The organism is Kushneria indalinina DSM 14324, from assembly GCF_003385845.1.
Taxonomy (GTDB): Bacteria; Pseudomonadota; Gammaproteobacteria; order Pseudomonadales; family Halomonadaceae; genus Kushneria; species Kushneria indalinina.
In genome coordinates this window covers 171,369-186,339 of sequence record NZ_QRDJ01000007.1, presented here as the reverse complement: position 1 = coordinate 186,339, position 14,971 = coordinate 171,369, and the positions used below count along the sequence as shown (strand labels likewise).

Genomic DNA, 14,971 nt, shown 5'->3' with positions numbered 1-14,971 from the left:
CTAAAAAACGAGGGAACCAATGACCGATCGCCATGGCACTCATGACGCACCTGCCAAACGTTCCCTGTATGACTACGAACATGACGGGCAGGCCATCTATCGTCAGTCGTTCGCCATTATCCGCTCGGAGGCGGATCTGGCGCGCTTTTCCCCGGTCGAGGCCGATGTGGCGGTGCGCATGATTCACGCCTGCGGCGTGGTGGCGCTGGCCGAGCAGATCGTCTTTGGCGGTGGCGATATCGTTCGGGCGCGCGAGGCGATACTGCAGGGTGCGCCGATTCTATGTGACGCCGGCATGGTCGAGCGGGGCGTGACGCGGGCGCGGCTGCCGGCCAACAACGAGGTGGTCTGTACCCTGCATGATGCGCGCACGTTTGATCTTGCCGCACACATTGGCAATACCCGTACGGCGGCGGCCATTGAGTTGTGGGGCGAACGGCTTGACGGCGGGGTAGTGGTGATCGGCAACGCGCCGACCGCGCTCTTTCATCTGCTGGATCTGCTCCATCAGGGCGCCCCGAAACCTGCGGCCATTATCGGCGTGCCGGTCGGCTTTGTCGGTGCAGTGGAGTCCAAGCAGGCCCTGATCGATGCCGGGCTCGACATTCCCTTCGTGACGGTACGCGGTCGCATGGGCGGCAGCGCCATTGCGTCTGCCACCATCAATGCGCTGGCAAGCGACCGACTGTGATGCGATCAACTCCCGAATTTTCCGCGTCCTCCGGTGGTAACGCTGCCAGCGGCGGGCGCCTGTACGGCGTGGGCACCGGCCCCGGTGATCCGGAGCTTTTGACCCTCAAGGCCGCGCGGGTACTGGCCCAGGCCGACGTGGTCGCCTGGTTTGCCAAGGCCGGCAATCAAAGCAACGCCCGCCGCGTGGTCGCCGAGCATCTGCGCCCCGGCCAGCCGGAGCTGGCGCTGTACTATCCGGTCACTACCGAGCTGCATCGCCACTCCGAGGGCTATCGCAGCGCCATTGCCGAATTTTATACCGACAGCGCCGAGCGGCTGGCCGTCGAGCTGGCTGCCGGGCGCAGCGTGGCGGTGCTCTCGGAAGGGGACCCGCTCTTTTTCGGCTCCTGGATGCATCTTCACGTGCGCTTGAAAGACCGCTTCCAGGTCGAGGTCATCCCCGGCGTGACGGGTATGGCCGGCGGCTGGTCGAGCGCCGGGGTGCCGATCTGCCAGGGCGATGACGTACTCACCATCCTGCCGGGCACGCTGGACGAGGCGGCGCTGGTGGATCGACTGTCGCGCTGCGAGGCGGCGGTGATCATGAAGGTGGGGCGCAACCTGCCGCGCATTAAAAGCGCGCTGGCGCGTGCCGGCCTGCTGGAGCGGGCGCTGTATGTCGAGCGCGCCACCATGGCCGGTGAGCAGATCATGCGGCTTATCGATCGCGATGACCGGCCCGCGCCGTATTTCTCGATCGTGCTGGTGCCCGGCTGGGCCGAGTGCGCCCATCCGGTCACGCTGGATGCGCAGGTGTCCTCATGAGCGGCCGGCTGATCGTGATCGGGCTGGGACCGGGCGAGGCCACTTATCTGACCGCACAGGCGCTCGAGGCACTTGAGCGGGCCGACTGGTTCTACGGCTATGGCCCCTACGTGGATCGGGTGGTGGCCGTGGACGACCCGCGCCGGGTGGTATCGGACAACCGCGAGGAGGGCGCCCGGGCCCGTGAGGCGCTCACCCTGGCCGAGCGCGGCGAGTGCGTGGCGATGCTCTCCGGCGGTGATCCGGGCGTGTTTGCCATGGCCTCGGCCGTGTGTGAGCAGATCGAGCGCGGCCCGCAGACGTGGCGTGAACTCATACTTGAGGTCGTGCCCGGCGTGAGCGCCATGCTGGCGGCAGCCGCCGCCTGTGGCGCGCCGCTGGGCCATGACTTTGCCGCCATATCGCTGTCCGACAATCTAAAGCCCTGGGCATTGATCGAGCGCCGGCTGCTGGCCTGCGCCGGCGCCGGGCTGGTCATGGCTTTTTACAATCCGATCTCGAAGGCGCGCCCCTGGCAGCTGGGCGTGGCGCTGGAGAAACTGCGTGACGTGCTCTCGCCCGACACATTGGTAATCTTCGCCCGCGCCGCCGGCCGAGTGGATGAGCAGATCACGACCACCACGCTCGACCAGGCCCGCGCCGAGCAGGCCGATATGGCCACGCTGGTCATCATCGGCAGTGAAGAGACCCGCCGGGTCGAGCGGCCCGGGCAGTCGTCGCTGATCTACACGCCGCGCTTTGCTCCCGGTTGCGACCCCGAGGCCGCCGGCTCACAGGGCTGATACCCACTCGACCAGCCGCACCATGCCCGAGTCATCCAGACCCTCCACAACAGGTATGTTCGGCATGGCCGGACGGCGCATCATGATGACCTCAACGCCAAGCTCCCGCGCCGCAACCAGTTTCGGGAAGGTCGCCGCGCCGCCGCTGTGCTTGGTCACCAGCACGTCGATGGCGTGGCTTCGCAGCAGCTGGCGCTCTGAGGCCAGCGTAAAGGGCCCGCGTGCAATCAGATTATCCACATGGGGCAGGGCCAGCGGCGGATCGATGGGGTCGATACTGCGGATCACGTAGTGGTGCATGGGTGCGGCTTCAAAGCAGGCGGCCTGCTCGCGGCCGAAGGTGAGCAGCACCCGACGCGGCGTGGCGCCCAGCAGGGTGACCGCCTCGTCGGTGGTGTCGCACTCGCGCCAGCAATCCTCGGGAGCGCGCTGCCAACCGGGGCGTGCCACCCGCAGGATGGGCAGGCCGGTCTGGCGCGCCGCCTCACTGGCGTTGTGCGCCATCTGCGCGGCAAAGGGGTGAGTGGCTAGAATCACGGCATCAATGTGATGGTTTTTCAGCCAGGCCACCAGCCCCGGCACACCGCCAAAGCCGCCGCTGCGGGTGGTGACGCCGTTGTCGATGGGCGCTCGCGTGCGCCCGGCCAGCGACAGCGTGACTGAAATCGCCGGCAGGGTGGCCAGCCGCGCGGCAATCCGGCGGGCTTCAAGCGTACCGCCGAGCAGCAGGAGGCGTTTATGATGGGAAGCAGTCGGTAGACACATGGTCTGTCAACGCCGTGATCAGTGGTGATGAATATGTCCCGGTCACTGTACACCCGATGGCGGTGGCGACGGGTAGCGCAATATAACAGGAGAGAGATGCATGAGCCCCAGTGACGCCCCCTCCGACGCAGCGAGCGAGCCCTGGCTTGCCATCGTGGGCATTCAGGAGTCCGGTCCCGAGGAGCTGTGTGACAAGGCGCGTGAGGCGATCAGCCGGGCCTCGGTGGTCTTTGGCGGCTCGCGTCATCTGGCGCTGACCGCCACGCTGATTCAGGGTACGCCGATCGCCTGGCCCTCGCCGCTGAGCGAGGGCATCGATCAGCTGCTGGCGCTGCGCGGACAGCGGGTGTGCGTGCTGGCCTCGGGCGATCCCTTTCACTACGGCATCGGTTCGACGCTTTCGGAACATGTGCCGGCCAGCGAGATGGAAGTCTTTCCGGCACCGTCGGCCTTTTCGCTGGCCTGCGCTCGCCTGGGCTGGCCGCTGCAGAAAAGCCGGCTTTTGTCGCTGCACGGGCGGGCCATGAGCCGCCTTAACGGTCACCTGCACCACGGCGTGCGCATCGTGGCGCTGACCAGCGATGGGGACGCACCGGCCCTGATGGCCGGCATGCTCACCGAGCGCAACATGGGCGAGAGCCGCATGACCGTGCTGGAGGCGCTGGGCGGGCCGCGTGAGCGCATCGAAAGCTTCACGGCGCAGGCGCTGGCGCGCGAAGAACAGGCGTTCGATGCGCTCAACGTGGTGGCGCTCGAAATCGTGCAGCACGGCGAGGGCGCCGTGGCCGGGCTGGCCCCCGGACGCAGCGATGTGCTCTTTGAACACGACGGCCAGATCACCCGTCGTGATATTCGCGCCATGACGCTGGCACGACTGTCGCCGCGTCCGGGGGATCGGCTGTGGGACATCGGTGCCGGTTCCGGGTCGGTGGGTATCGAATGGCTGCTGCTGGATGACTCGCTCGAGGCGGTAGCGATCGAGCGCGACGAGACGCGCTGTCAGCGCATTCGCCGCAACGCCGAAACGCTGGGCGTACCGCGACTGGAGATTACCCCGGGCGAGGCGCCCGACGCGCTGGACGGACTGGCCACGCCGCAGGCCATCTTCGTGGGCGGCGGAGTGAGCAACATGACGCTGATGGCGCGCTGTTTTGACGCCCTCGCTCCCGGCGGCCGGCTGGTCGCCAACGCGGTGACGCTGGAAAGCGAACTGGCGCTGGGGGAGTGCCACCGCCTGCTGGGCGGCGAGATGATGCGCCTGAGCCTTGAGCAGACCGCGCCGTTGGGCAGCATGATCGGCTGGACGCCGGCGCGCACCATTACCCAGTGGGTCTGGACCAAGCCGCTGGACTTTCAGGGGGTGTCATGACGGTCCACTTCATCGGCGCCGGTCCGGGGGCGGCCGATCTGATCACCGTGCGCGGCCAGCGTCTGCTCGAGCGCTGCCCGGTGTGCCTCTATGCCGGCTCAACGGTCGCCACCGAGCTGCTGGCGTATTGCCCGAGCGATGCGCGAGTGATCAATACCGCATCGCTGGATCTCGAGGCGATCGAGGCCGAATACCTTCGCGCCAACCAGAGCGGTGACGAGGTGGCCCGGCTCCATTCGGGAGATCTCTCGGTTTATAGCGCGCTGGCCGAGCAGCTCAGGCGCCTGAAACACCACGGCATCGACTACACCCTGACGCCCGGCGTGCCGGCCTTTTCGGCGGCCGCGGCCCTGATCGAGCGCGAGCTGACGGTACCGGAGGTGGCGCAGAGCGTGGTGCTGACTCGCCTTTCCGGCCGGGCCTCGAAAATGCCCGAGCGCGAGCAGCTGGAAACCTTTGCCGAGACCGGGGCGACGCTGGCCATCCATCTGGCGATCCATCGTCTTGAAGAGATCGCAACGCGCCTGGTGCCCTTTTACGGAGAGACGTGCCCGGTGGCGGTGGTCTATCGTGCCAGCTGGCCGGAAGAACGCCTGGTTCAGGGCGTTCTGAGCGATATCGTCGAGCGCCTGGTGGACAATCCGATCGAGCGCAGCGCGCTGATTCTGGTCGGCCCGGCGCTGGCCGACAGCGATTTTCGCGACAGCGCGCTGTACGAGACCGGTTACCGCCGACGCTTTCGTCACGAGGGCGATGACGCGTCAGTGGTTGAGAGGGGATGAGGAGACAACATGCAAAACGATCTGCCCGACAGGGGCGCCTATAGTGAGGCGCTTTATGCCTTTCGCGAACATCGGCTCTCCTGGGTGGCCTATCTGGATGCCGTGCTCAAGGGCGTGGTGGGCATCGCCATCAGCGTTGCGCTGATGCTCTCGCCGCGCTGGATCACGATGGCGCCCATCACCGCGCAGATTCTTTTCTACGCCGGCATCGCTTTTGCGCTCTGCGCGCTGGGGCTGTCGATCTATCGGCTTTTTTATATTCGCCGCGTGCGGCTGTATACCGATCAGGATGGGGTCTGGTGCTATCGCGGCATTCTGCCGTGGCGGCGCGGCATCGTCGGCACCAACTGGCGCGACGTGCGCCAGGCCAGCTACGGCACGGGCTTTGTGCGCTGGGCGACGAAAGCTTACCCGGTCAACGTCGATAACCGCTTCACCGACACCGACCCCATCACCCTTGCCCACGTCCACCGCGGCCACGAGTTTGTGGGGCATGTGAATGCCTGGCGCAACCGGATGCTGCGCCAGGACGGGGAAACGCTGCGCTAGGCTTTATCAGGCTCAGGCTCAGGCTCAGGCTCAGGCTCAGGCTTCGACCGGCGGGCGGCGGTCCTCGATGACGCGTCGTCCGCGAATGCAGTCTTCTTCGTGAAAGGCCTCCCGCCAGGGCTCCTGAATGCCGGCCTCGACCCACTCGGCCACGGCCGGGTGAGCAAGCAGCCGGTCCACGTAAGCCATGGCCTGCTCACCGGGATCGAGCCGATAGTTTTTGAGGCGCACCGCCACCGGGGCATAGAAGGCATCCACCGCGGTGAAGGCGTTACCTGCCAGCCAGGGCCCGCCAAAATGCTCAAGCCCCGCCTCCCAGAGCGCTTCCAGGCGCTTTAGATCACGCGCGAGCGCCTCGCTCGGCGTGCCGAGCTCGATGGTCAGGCCGCAGTTCATCGAACACTCATCGCGCAGGGCACCAAAGCTCGAGTGCATCTCGGCGGTCGCGCAGCGGGCAAAGGCGCGGGCCGCGGGGTCCTTCGGCCACACGGCCGGGGTGGCCTCGGCCAGGTACTCGCAGATCGCCAGCGAATCCCACACCGTCAATGCGCCATCTACCAGGCAGGGCACCTTGCCGGTCGGAGAAAAGGCATCAAAGGCCGGCTGACGTGCGCCGTATTCAAAGGGCGTCAACACCTCCTCGAAGTCGATACCGAGGGCGCGCATCAGCACCCAGGGGCGCATCGACCATGAGGAGTAGTTCTTGTTGGCGATATGAAGCCGATAGCGCATGGTAACTCTCTCCGGGAGATGATCAGATCACGCCCAGCATACCCAGAAATACCCGCAGCGCCAGCAGACAGACGATCAACATGACCAGGCCATAGACCAGGTTCTGTCGGAACGTATTGGCCAGTCCGCCCAGAAGCGTTTTCTGGTTACACAGCACCCAGATCGAGCCCACGATCGCCGGCAGTAGCAGTCCGTTGATCGCCTGCGCCGTCAGGATCAGCTCGATGGGCGTGCTGCCATAAAGCGCCACGATCACCACCGGTGCCAGCGCGGCCAGCAGCATGACGCCGCGGTTGCGCGTGCTGCGGGCACTCTCGTTGCGACCGGTCGCCTCGCCCAGCAGCGGCGGCTGCACGGCGATATTGAAAAGCCCCGACGAGAAGCCGGCCGCCCACAGGCCGAGCGAGAACAATACGCCGGCGTACTGGCCCAGTACGGGCGTAAGCTGACCGGCCATGTCGGCGGCACCCGATACGCCGGTGCCCAGCGGATAAATCGCGGCCGCTGAGCACAGCAGAATGGCGATCATGACCACGCCGGTGATGACCACATTGGTGGTGTGATCAAAGCGTGACAGGGCCAGGCGCTTGTCCAGCGGCGTGGTGGTGTCACTGGCGTACTTGCGCTTGATGAAGGCTGACAGTCCCAGCACGGTGTTGGGCGGCAGCGTGGTGGCGATCAGGGCCAGGATCAGCCAGTAGTTGCCCTCCGGAATCTGAAACGAGAAGCCGGTGGCCGCCACCTCGCCCGGATTCGGGCCGGCCAGTGCCAGCGTCAGCACAAACGACAGCACGATCAGGGCGATGATGACGCGGTTGATGTTTTCCAGCAGTCGATAGATGCCGACCCAGCACATCAGCAGCGCTGACAGGGCCAGGATGCCCACCCAGGCCAGAATCGGAATCGAGGGCAAAAGAAAATTGAGCGCCAGCGCCGCACCGGTGAAGTTGCCGGCCTGAAAGGCGACGGCGCCCAGAAGTAGTGCAACGTAGAGCGTGATCGCCCACTTTCGGCCCATGCGCTGGCGAATGCCCTCCATCGCCGACATGCCGGTGGCCAGCGTGAAGCGAATGACCGGGCGCTGAAAGCAAAAGGCCACCACGGAGGCGGCCATCACCGCCCACAGCAGCGCGAAGCCGTACTCGGCGCCGGCGACGGATAGCGTGGTGATCGAGCCGGGGCCGAGAATGCAGGCCGCTACCATGGCGCCGGGGCCCAGGGCCCGAAGGCGCTCGGCGATCCCCAGTGACGCCGGTGCCGGGGTAACAACGCTCTCGTGCGTGGTCATCGTTTTCATGTCGGGCCTCGTGGCAGATGGGCATGTCCTTTTCTGTTTATGCAAAAGGCGTGCCTGATGCGGTCGGGACCCGATATTTCGATCCTGCCTGGCGGTGTGGGGGCTGGCAATAGACCAAAAAAAGCCCTGCGCGAGGCAGGGCGAAGGAGAGAGCGGGTAGAACGGAAAGAAAGGGTTAGTGGGCCACGCTGCCCGAGGCACCGATGCCGGTCTGGGAACGTACGAACTGGGCATCGAAGAGTTCCCGCTCGCGTGCGGCAGAGGCAGATTTGTCGGTCACCGAGAACAGCCAGATGCCGATAAAGGCCACCGCCATCGAGAACAGCGCCGGATAGTCATAGGGATAGATGGGACTGTCATTGCCCAGCACCTGCACCCAGATGGTCGGGCCGAGGATCATCAGCACGATGGCCGTGGCCAGTCCCATACCGCCGCCAATGACCGCCCCGCGGGTGGTCAGTTGGCGCCAGTACATGGAGAGCAGCAGCACCGGGAAGTTGCAGCTCGCCGCGATCGAGAAGGCCAGGCCCACCATGAAGGCGACGTTCTGACTCTCGAAGGCGATTCCCAGCACGATGGCGACAATCCCCAGCACCAGCACCGAGATCTTGGAGATGCGCACTTCCTTTTTCTCATCGGCGTTGTCTTTCATGATGACGCCGGCGTACAGGTCATGCGAGATGGCCGAGGCACCGGCCAGCGCCAGTCCTGCGACCACGGCAAGGATGGTGGCAAAGGCCACTGCCGAGATGAAGCCCAAGAAGATACTGCCGCCCACGGCGTTGGCCAGATGCACCGCCACCATGTTGGTGCCGCCGATGATCGCCCCCGTGCTGTCCTGAAAGGCCGGATTGGTGCTCACCAGAATGATGGCGCCAAAACCGATGATGAAGGTCAGGATATAGAAGTAGCCGATGAAGCCGGTCGCCACGAACACGCTCTTGCGTGCCTCCTTGGCGTTGCTCACGGTGAAAAAGCGCATCAGGATATGTGGCAGGCCCGCGGTGCCGAACATCAGTGCCAGCCCCAGCGAGATTGCCGAGATTGGGTCCTTGACCAGCCCACCCGGGCTCATGATCGAGGCACCGCTCGAGTGCACGGCCACCGCTTGATTGAACAGTCCCTCGATACTGAAATCGACGTGCATCAGCACCATCAGGGCCATGAAACTGGCCCCGAATAGCAGGATGGCCGCCTTGATCATCTGCACCCAGGTGGTGGCCAGCATGCCGCCAAAGAGCACGTAGCAGACCATCAGCACGCCCACCACCACCACCGCAATGTGATAGTTGAGGCCGAACAGCAGTTGAATCAATTTGCCGGCACCCACCATCTGCGCGATCAGATAGAGCGCCACCACGGCCAGCGAGCCAAAGGCGGAGAGAATGCGCACCGGACGCTTGCTCAGACGAAACGAGGCCACGTCAGCAAAGGTATAGCGCCCCAGGTTACGCAGGCGCTCGGCGATCAAAAACATGATCATCGGCCAGCCGACCAGAAAGCCCATCGAGTAGATGAGGCCGTCATAGCCGGAAGTGAACACCAGCGCCGAAATGCCCAGGAAGGAGGCCGCCGACATGAAGTCGCCCGAAATCGCCAGGCCGTTCTGGAAACCGGTAATGTTGCCGCCGGCGGCGTAGTAGTCCGACGCCGACTGACTTTTCTTTGACGCCCACCAGGTGATGTAGAGGGTGATGCCCACGAAGATCATAAACATGATGATCGCCGGCACGTTGAGTGACTGCTGTGTTACGGGGCCGGTCAGGGCGTCGGCCACGGCAGTGGCACCGGTCAGCAGGCTGCCTGCCGCCACCAGTGCCAGTTTGGCAAGCACGATGTTCATCGTTCGATCTCCTCGAGCACCCGGGCATTGAGGCGGTCGAATTCCCCGTTGGCACGACGCACGTAGAGACCGGTCAGCGCGATGGCGACCACGATCAGGCCCAGACCGATGAGGATGCCCCAGGTCGTGGTCATGCCGCTGGCCAGCGGTGTGCCCAGCACGCCGGGCGCAAAGGCGATCAGCAGGATAAAGGCCATGTAGAGGCTCAGCATGATGATGGCCAGTGTCATGGCAAACCGGCTGCGTTTTTGCACCAGCTCCTGAAAGCTGGCGTTGCGCTGAATATCGCGCCACTGGGTATCGTTGTGCGTCGGTCGATTCATGGCTCATCCTTGTTGTCCCGGCGAATTACCATTTTTATGTGCATGGCCACTAATACTTGCCCGGAATCGGGGCAAAAGAGCAGAGCACTTTAGTCGTGATTCGACCAAAGAGAAGTTCAGGGCGCGAAGAGCTCGCCGGTCGCGATGGCGGCGGATATGCTTTAAAAAGCAGGAACATCACAAGCCGTTGGTCGCCCACGCGATCCGCGGCAAGGCATGACAGGGAGCAGCAGGGACATGGATATCGAGCAGCTGGAAATTCGCCAGCACATGGCGCAGTTTGCGCCCTTTGAATATCTCGGTGACGAGTTGCTGGACCAGGTGGCCACCCGGGTCGAAATCAGCTATTACCAGGCCGGTACCGATATTCTGACACTGGATCAGGACGTCAACGAGCTCTGCTATGTCCGCAGTGGCGCCGTCGAAGTCTCAAGGCGCAGCGGTCAGCTGTTTGACCGGCTGGTGGAAGGCGACATCTTTGGCTATTCGGACATCATGCGTAATCGCCGCGTCCGGTTTCCGGTGCGCGCCATCGAGGACACGCTGATCTACTTCGTGCCCGCCGAGCTTTTTGACTCGCTGCGCGCCAACAATGACGATTTCGCCGACTTTGTCGAAACCGGCGGCGACCGGCTCAAGGCCACGATCGACCAACAGCGCAATGACAATCAGATGAGCAGTACCCGGGTGCGACGGTTGATTCGGCGCAAGCCTACCATGGTCGATATCCAGACCCCGGTGGGGCAGGTGGCTCGGCTCATGCGCGAGAACAACGTGACCTGCGTACTGGTGCTCAGCGAAGAGGGCGAGGGCGCCAACGGTCCGCGTCACTTCACCACCCAGGAGGGCCAGGTGCGCCGTCTGGCCGGGCTTTTGACCGACCGTGACTGCTGTGTGCGGGCGCTGGCGGAAAACCTCAGCGGCGATACACCGGTCGGCGAGGTGATGTCGACCAGCCTGATGACGGCTCAGTCGGATGCCTCGATCTATGAGGCCATGATGACGATGCTCAATCACAATATTCAGCATCTTCCCATCCTGTACCGGCGCCGGCCGATCGGCGTTTTGCAGCTCAGCGATGTCATGCGCTATGAAACCCGCAGCAGCCTCTATCTGGTCAGCTCGATCTTTACCCAGTCGGGCCTGGCCGGTCTGGTGCGCCTGAGCGGTGACGTGCCACTGGCCTTTGCGCGACTGGTGGATGAGGGGGCCGATGCCCAGATGATCGGTCGGACCATGGCCACGATCTGTCGAAGTTTCATTCGCAAGCTGCTGGAACTGGGCGAGGCCGAGCTGGGGCCGCCGCCGATCCCCTACTGCTTTATGGTACTGGGCTCGTGCGCGCGCGATGAGCAGACGGTCCTTGCCGATCAGGATCACGCCATGGTGCTGGACGACAGCTTTGTGCCCGAAGAGCACGATGAGTATTTCCAGTCGCTGGCCCGCTTTGTCAGCGACGGACTGGCGGCCTGCAGCTATCCTCTGTGCAAGGGTGATGTCATGGCCACCAATCAGCGCTGGCGTCAGCCACTGTCGGTCTGGCAGGGCTACTTCCGCGACTGGATCGAAAACCCCGATCCGGAGGCCCTGCTGCACAGCGCCATCTTCTTTGATCTGGGCTATGTGCACGGCGAGCTCAACATGATCGAAAAACTTCAGGCTTTGATCTGTGAGCTGGCGCCCCAAAATCCCTTCTTTCTGGCCGCCATGGCCCGCAATGCGCTCAACCGCACGCCGCCGCTGGGACTTTTCCGCACCTTCATTCTGGAAAAGGACGGTCAGCACAACGATGCCATCGACCTAAAAAGACGGGGTACGGCGCCGCTGGTGGATCTGGTGCGGGTCCATGCGCTGGCCTGTGGCTCCGGCTCGCACAACACCATTGATCGCTTGAAGGACATTGCCGAAACGCGGCTGCTGCCCGAAGGGGTCAATGATCGTCTGCGCTACGCCTTCGAATTCATCTCGATGGTGCGTATTCGCCACCAGTCGCTGGCCATCGAAAGCAACGAGTCGCCGGACAACCGTTTGCGGCCCGACAATGTCGAAAGCCACGAGCGGCATAACCTCAAGGATGCCTTTGAAGTGCTCAGCCACGCTCAGAAATTCCTGAAGTTTCGCTATCACGCGCCCTCCAGAAAGGAACGTCGACGGTGATACAGCAATGGCGTCAGCGACTACAGAAACACATCAGGCGATGGCAGTGGCACCGCCGAAGCCGGCTGGTGTCCGAATGGCCGGCCTATCTGGCGGATCGGCAGAGCAACACGCGTGATGACCGGCTGGCGCGCTATTTTGGCGCCGGCACCATGGATGCACAGACGCCGATCAGTGAGGTGCCGCTGGTGGCGCTGGATATCGAGACCACCGGTCTGGATCCTGCGCGTGACAGTATCGTCAGCATCGGGGTACAGCCCTTCACGCTCGGCCGCATTCGGGTCGCCGACAGTCGCTACTGGACCGTCAAGCCCCGGCGGGCGCTCAGCGGCCGTTCGGTGGTCTATCATCGTTTGACGCATAGCGATCTGGCCGAAGCGCCGAGCTTTGACGAGATTATCGGCGAGGTGCTCGAACAACTGGCCGGACGTCTGGTGGTGGTTCACTACACCCGGATCGAGCGCGAGTTTCTGGATGCCGCGGCCCGGCACTATCTGAAGGAATCGCTGCTGTTTCCGCTGATCGATACCATGGCGATCGAAGCCTATCAACATCGTCGGCTGCCCTGGTTTCAGCGTTTGATCGGCCGGCGGCCGGTATCACTGCGGCTTCATCCGAGCCGGGAACGCTATAACCTGCCGCCCTATCAGGCGCACCATGCCCTGGTCGATGCACTGGCCACGGCCGAGCTTTTACAGGCGCAGATCGCCCGGCACTACGAGCCTGATACGCCGGTCGGAGTGCTGTGGGAATAACGATGTTGCCATGCACCTGTCACGGAAAAGGCGGCCCGCGGGCCGCCTTTTATATGCGCTTGAAATGCGCTGACGTTTCAACTCGCTTCAGTAGCGCGGCTCCGAGCGTAGCCCCTTGATGATGGCGTAACAGGCGGCCAGCAGCACAATGGTGAAGGGCAGCCCGGTGGTGATGACGGCGGCTTGCAGTGCGGTCAGACCACCCCCCAGCAGCAGGGCAATGGCGATGGCGCCCTCGATCAGCGCCCAGAAGATGCGCTGTGGTTTGGGGGCATCGACCTTGCCACCGGCGGTGATGGCATCAATGACCAGCGAACCGGAGTCCGAGGAAGTGATGAAGAACACCATGACCAGCACAATGCCGACAAAGGAGGTGATCGACGACAGTGGCAGCTGGCTCAACATGGAAAACAGCTGAAGCTCCAGTGCGGCATCACGCGCGCCTTCGAAGCCGTTGGTCAGCTGCGCGATGGCGGTCTCGCCAAAGGCGGTCATCCAGATCACGGAAACAATGCTGGGTACGAGCAGCACGGCGATCAAAAACTCTCGTACGGTACGACCGCGGCTGACGCGCGCGATGAACATGCCCACGAACGGGGACCAGCTGATCCACCAGGCCCAGTAAAAGGCCGTCCAGCCATGCATGAAGTCAGTATCTTCACGGCCGAAGGGCATCGACAGTGCCGGCAGATTCTTGAGATACGCTCCCATGTTTTCGATAAGGCCGGTGGCGATGAGCATCGTCGGCCCGACGATGATGACAAACAACATCAGCAGAAAGGCCAGTGCCATGTTGATCTGCGACAGGCGCTGGACGCCCTTGTCGACCCCCAGCATGACCGACAGCAGCGCGACCAGGGTGATGCCGATGACCAGAATGACCATGGTGACGTCAGTATTGGGCACGTCGAACAGGAAATGCAGGCCGGCGGCGGCCTGAGAAGCACCGATGCCAAGCGAAGTTGCAAGGCCGAACAGCGTCGCAAATACCGCCAGAATGTCGATGATGTGGCCCGGCCAGCCCCAGATGCGCTCACCCAGAATCGGATAAAAGATCGAGCGCATGGTCAGCGGCAGGCCCTTGTTGAAGGAAAACAGCGCCAGCGACAGGGCCACGATGGCGTAGATGCCCCAGGGATGCAGGCCCCAGTGGAAGATGGTCGCGGCCATCGCCATGGACTTTGCCTGATCCTGATTGCCTGTCGCACCGCCCAACGGGGCCCACGAATCGCCGGTAATGGACGTGCCGTAGTGGGTAAGCGGTTCTGATACGGCGTAGAACATCAATCCAATGCCCATCCCGGCGGCGAACAGCATGGCCAGCCAGCCGGCATAGCTGAAATCCGGCTTGGCATGCATGCCGCCAAGGCGAACCCGGCTTAGCGGGGTAAAGATGAGTACCACCGCGAGGATGACAAAAATATTGGCTGCCAGCAGGAAGAGCCAGCTGAGATTGTCGGTCAGAAAGCTTTTCGCACCGTTGAAGACCGGCTCCATCTGCGCCGGCAGTGCGAGTGTGACAATTACGAACAGCAAAATGACCAGTGAAGAGACCGTAAAGACCTTGCCGTGCAGGTCGACATTGAAACCGAATCGATTGGTTTGAATATTGTCCTGGCCAATAACGTAGTCGGTGTCAATCAGGTTGGCCTTACCGCTGGGGGCGGGAATGCCCTCGCTGCCCTGATCCCTATCGTTGTCGTTGTTTCCGGGTGTCTGACTCAATTTTTTTCTCCATTACAGCTTCGAAGGCGCTGGCAGGTTGAGCAGTGAATCTCCACAGTACAGTAAAGGGTATGACGGAATGAACCGGTGCTTGAGAGCCCAGGCACGACCTGGCGTCAATAGGGTCATCCAGGTCGGTTGAGCACCATGTGTCCCCGTTTGACGACATGAACCTGCACTCGGGCTCGATCACCAGCGAGTTACGTTTTATCACATCGGGCGCTCGAATCCATAGAAAAAGGGTCATTTCGGCCCCTTGACGTGTGCACGCAGGGCCCTGTTTGACGGGTCGCCGGCAGAGACATCAGTCGCCGGGCCGGCCTTGGACAGGCGTCGCGACGCCGTTACTGGCACAAAAAAACGGGGCGATCCCATGGTCGCCCCGTCATGCACGT

Annotated in this window: 14 protein-coding genes; 8 read left to right on the top strand and 6 right to left on the bottom strand. The window is 63.3% G+C overall.

What is annotated here, in order from left to right:
• Positions 1-19: 19 nt before the first annotated feature.
• Genes C8D72_RS07470 through cobJ form a run of 3 tightly spaced genes read left to right on the top strand, consistent with a single transcriptional unit; the run spans position 20 to position 2,279 of the window.
• Positions 20-691 (top strand): precorrin-8X methylmutase, encoded by a 672-nt coding sequence (locus tag C8D72_RS07470; protein WP_115853792.1) that lies wholly within the window; start codon positions 20-22, stop codon positions 689-691.
• Entirely contained in the window at positions 691-1,497 is an 807-nt protein-coding gene (locus C8D72_RS07465; RefSeq protein ID WP_115853791.1) for a precorrin-2 C(20)-methyltransferase, read from the top strand. Before C8D72_RS07470 ends, C8D72_RS07465 begins: the two co-directional genes overlap by 1 nt.
• The gene (gene cobJ / locus C8D72_RS07460) at positions 1,494-2,279 is read left to right on the top strand and encodes a precorrin-3B C(17)-methyltransferase (protein ID WP_115853790.1); all 786 of its coding nucleotides are present in this window, start codon (positions 1,494-1,496) and stop codon (positions 2,277-2,279) included. The genes C8D72_RS07465 and cobJ overlap by 4 nt, the downstream gene beginning before the upstream one ends.
• Here cobJ and C8D72_RS07455 read toward each other — a convergent pair.
• Positions 2,268-3,044 (bottom strand): cobalt-precorrin-6A reductase, encoded by a 777-nt coding sequence (locus C8D72_RS07455; RefSeq protein WP_115853789.1) that lies wholly within the window; start codon positions 3,042-3,044, stop codon positions 2,268-2,270. The two genes, cobJ and C8D72_RS07455, sit on opposite strands and share 12 nt — an antisense overlap.
• 100 nt (positions 3,045-3,144) lie before the next feature.
• On the opposite strand from C8D72_RS07455, the gene cbiE reads away from it, so the two are divergent.
• Genes cbiE through C8D72_RS07440 form a run of 3 tightly spaced genes read left to right on the top strand, consistent with a single transcriptional unit; the run spans position 3,145 to position 5,744 of the window.
• Complete coding sequence (gene cbiE / locus C8D72_RS07450) at positions 3,145-4,413, top strand: precorrin-6y C5,15-methyltransferase (decarboxylating) subunit CbiE (protein WP_115853788.1); 1,269 nt, start codon at positions 3,145-3,147, stop codon at positions 4,411-4,413.
• Positions 4,410-5,195: a precorrin-4 C(11)-methyltransferase gene (gene cobM, locus C8D72_RS07445; RefSeq protein ID WP_115853787.1), complete on the top strand. Its 786-nt coding sequence runs from the start codon at positions 4,410-4,412 to the stop codon at positions 5,193-5,195. Before cbiE ends, cobM begins: the two co-directional genes overlap by 4 nt.
• Before the next feature lie 9 nt (positions 5,196-5,204).
• On the top strand, positions 5,205-5,744 hold the full coding sequence (locus tag C8D72_RS07440; RefSeq protein ID WP_115853786.1) for a hypothetical protein: 540 nt from the start codon (positions 5,205-5,207) through the stop codon (positions 5,742-5,744).
• 36 nt (positions 5,745-5,780) lie between these two features.
• On the opposite strand, the gene C8D72_RS07435 is transcribed toward C8D72_RS07440, so the two are convergent.
• The 4 genes from C8D72_RS07435 to C8D72_RS07420 all read right to left on the bottom strand — a co-directional run bounded on the left by C8D72_RS07435 (position 5,781) and on the right by C8D72_RS07420 (position 9,939).
• Positions 5,781-6,476: a glutathione S-transferase family protein gene (locus C8D72_RS07435; protein WP_115853785.1), complete on the bottom strand. Its 696-nt coding sequence runs from the start codon at positions 6,474-6,476 to the stop codon at positions 5,781-5,783.
• A 22-nt stretch (positions 6,477-6,498) separates the two neighbouring features.
• Positions 6,499-7,773 carry an Nramp family divalent metal transporter gene (locus C8D72_RS07430; protein WP_170140536.1) on the bottom strand — a complete coding sequence of 425 codons (1,275 nt, stop codon included), beginning with the start codon at positions 7,771-7,773 and terminating at the stop codon, positions 6,499-6,501.
• Between the two features lie 175 nt (positions 7,774-7,948).
• Positions 7,949-9,616: a cation acetate symporter gene (locus tag C8D72_RS07425; RefSeq protein ID WP_115853783.1), complete on the bottom strand. Its 1,668-nt coding sequence runs from the start codon at positions 9,614-9,616 to the stop codon at positions 7,949-7,951.
• Complete coding sequence (locus C8D72_RS07420; RefSeq protein ID WP_115853782.1) at positions 9,613-9,939, bottom strand: DUF485 domain-containing protein; 327 nt, start codon at positions 9,937-9,939, stop codon at positions 9,613-9,615. Before C8D72_RS07420 ends, C8D72_RS07425 begins: the two co-directional genes overlap by 4 nt.
• A gap of 237 nt (positions 9,940-10,176) precedes the next feature.
• On the opposite strand from C8D72_RS07420, the gene C8D72_RS07415 reads away from it, so the two are divergent.
• Complete coding sequence (locus C8D72_RS07415; protein WP_115853781.1) at positions 10,177-12,096, top strand: putative nucleotidyltransferase substrate binding domain-containing protein; 1,920 nt, start codon at positions 10,177-10,179, stop codon at positions 12,094-12,096.
• Entirely contained in the window at positions 12,096-12,851 is a 756-nt protein-coding gene (locus tag C8D72_RS07410; protein ID WP_115854454.1) for a 3'-5' exonuclease, read from the top strand. Before C8D72_RS07415 ends, C8D72_RS07410 begins: the two co-directional genes overlap by 1 nt.
• Before the next feature lie 87 nt (positions 12,852-12,938).
• On the opposite strand, the gene C8D72_RS07405 is transcribed toward C8D72_RS07410, so the two are convergent.
• A complete protein-coding gene (locus C8D72_RS07405; RefSeq protein ID WP_115853780.1) occupies positions 12,939-14,576 on the bottom strand; it encodes a BCCT family transporter in 1,638 nt (545 codons plus the stop codon).
• Between the last annotated feature and the right edge of the window lie 395 nt (positions 14,577-14,971).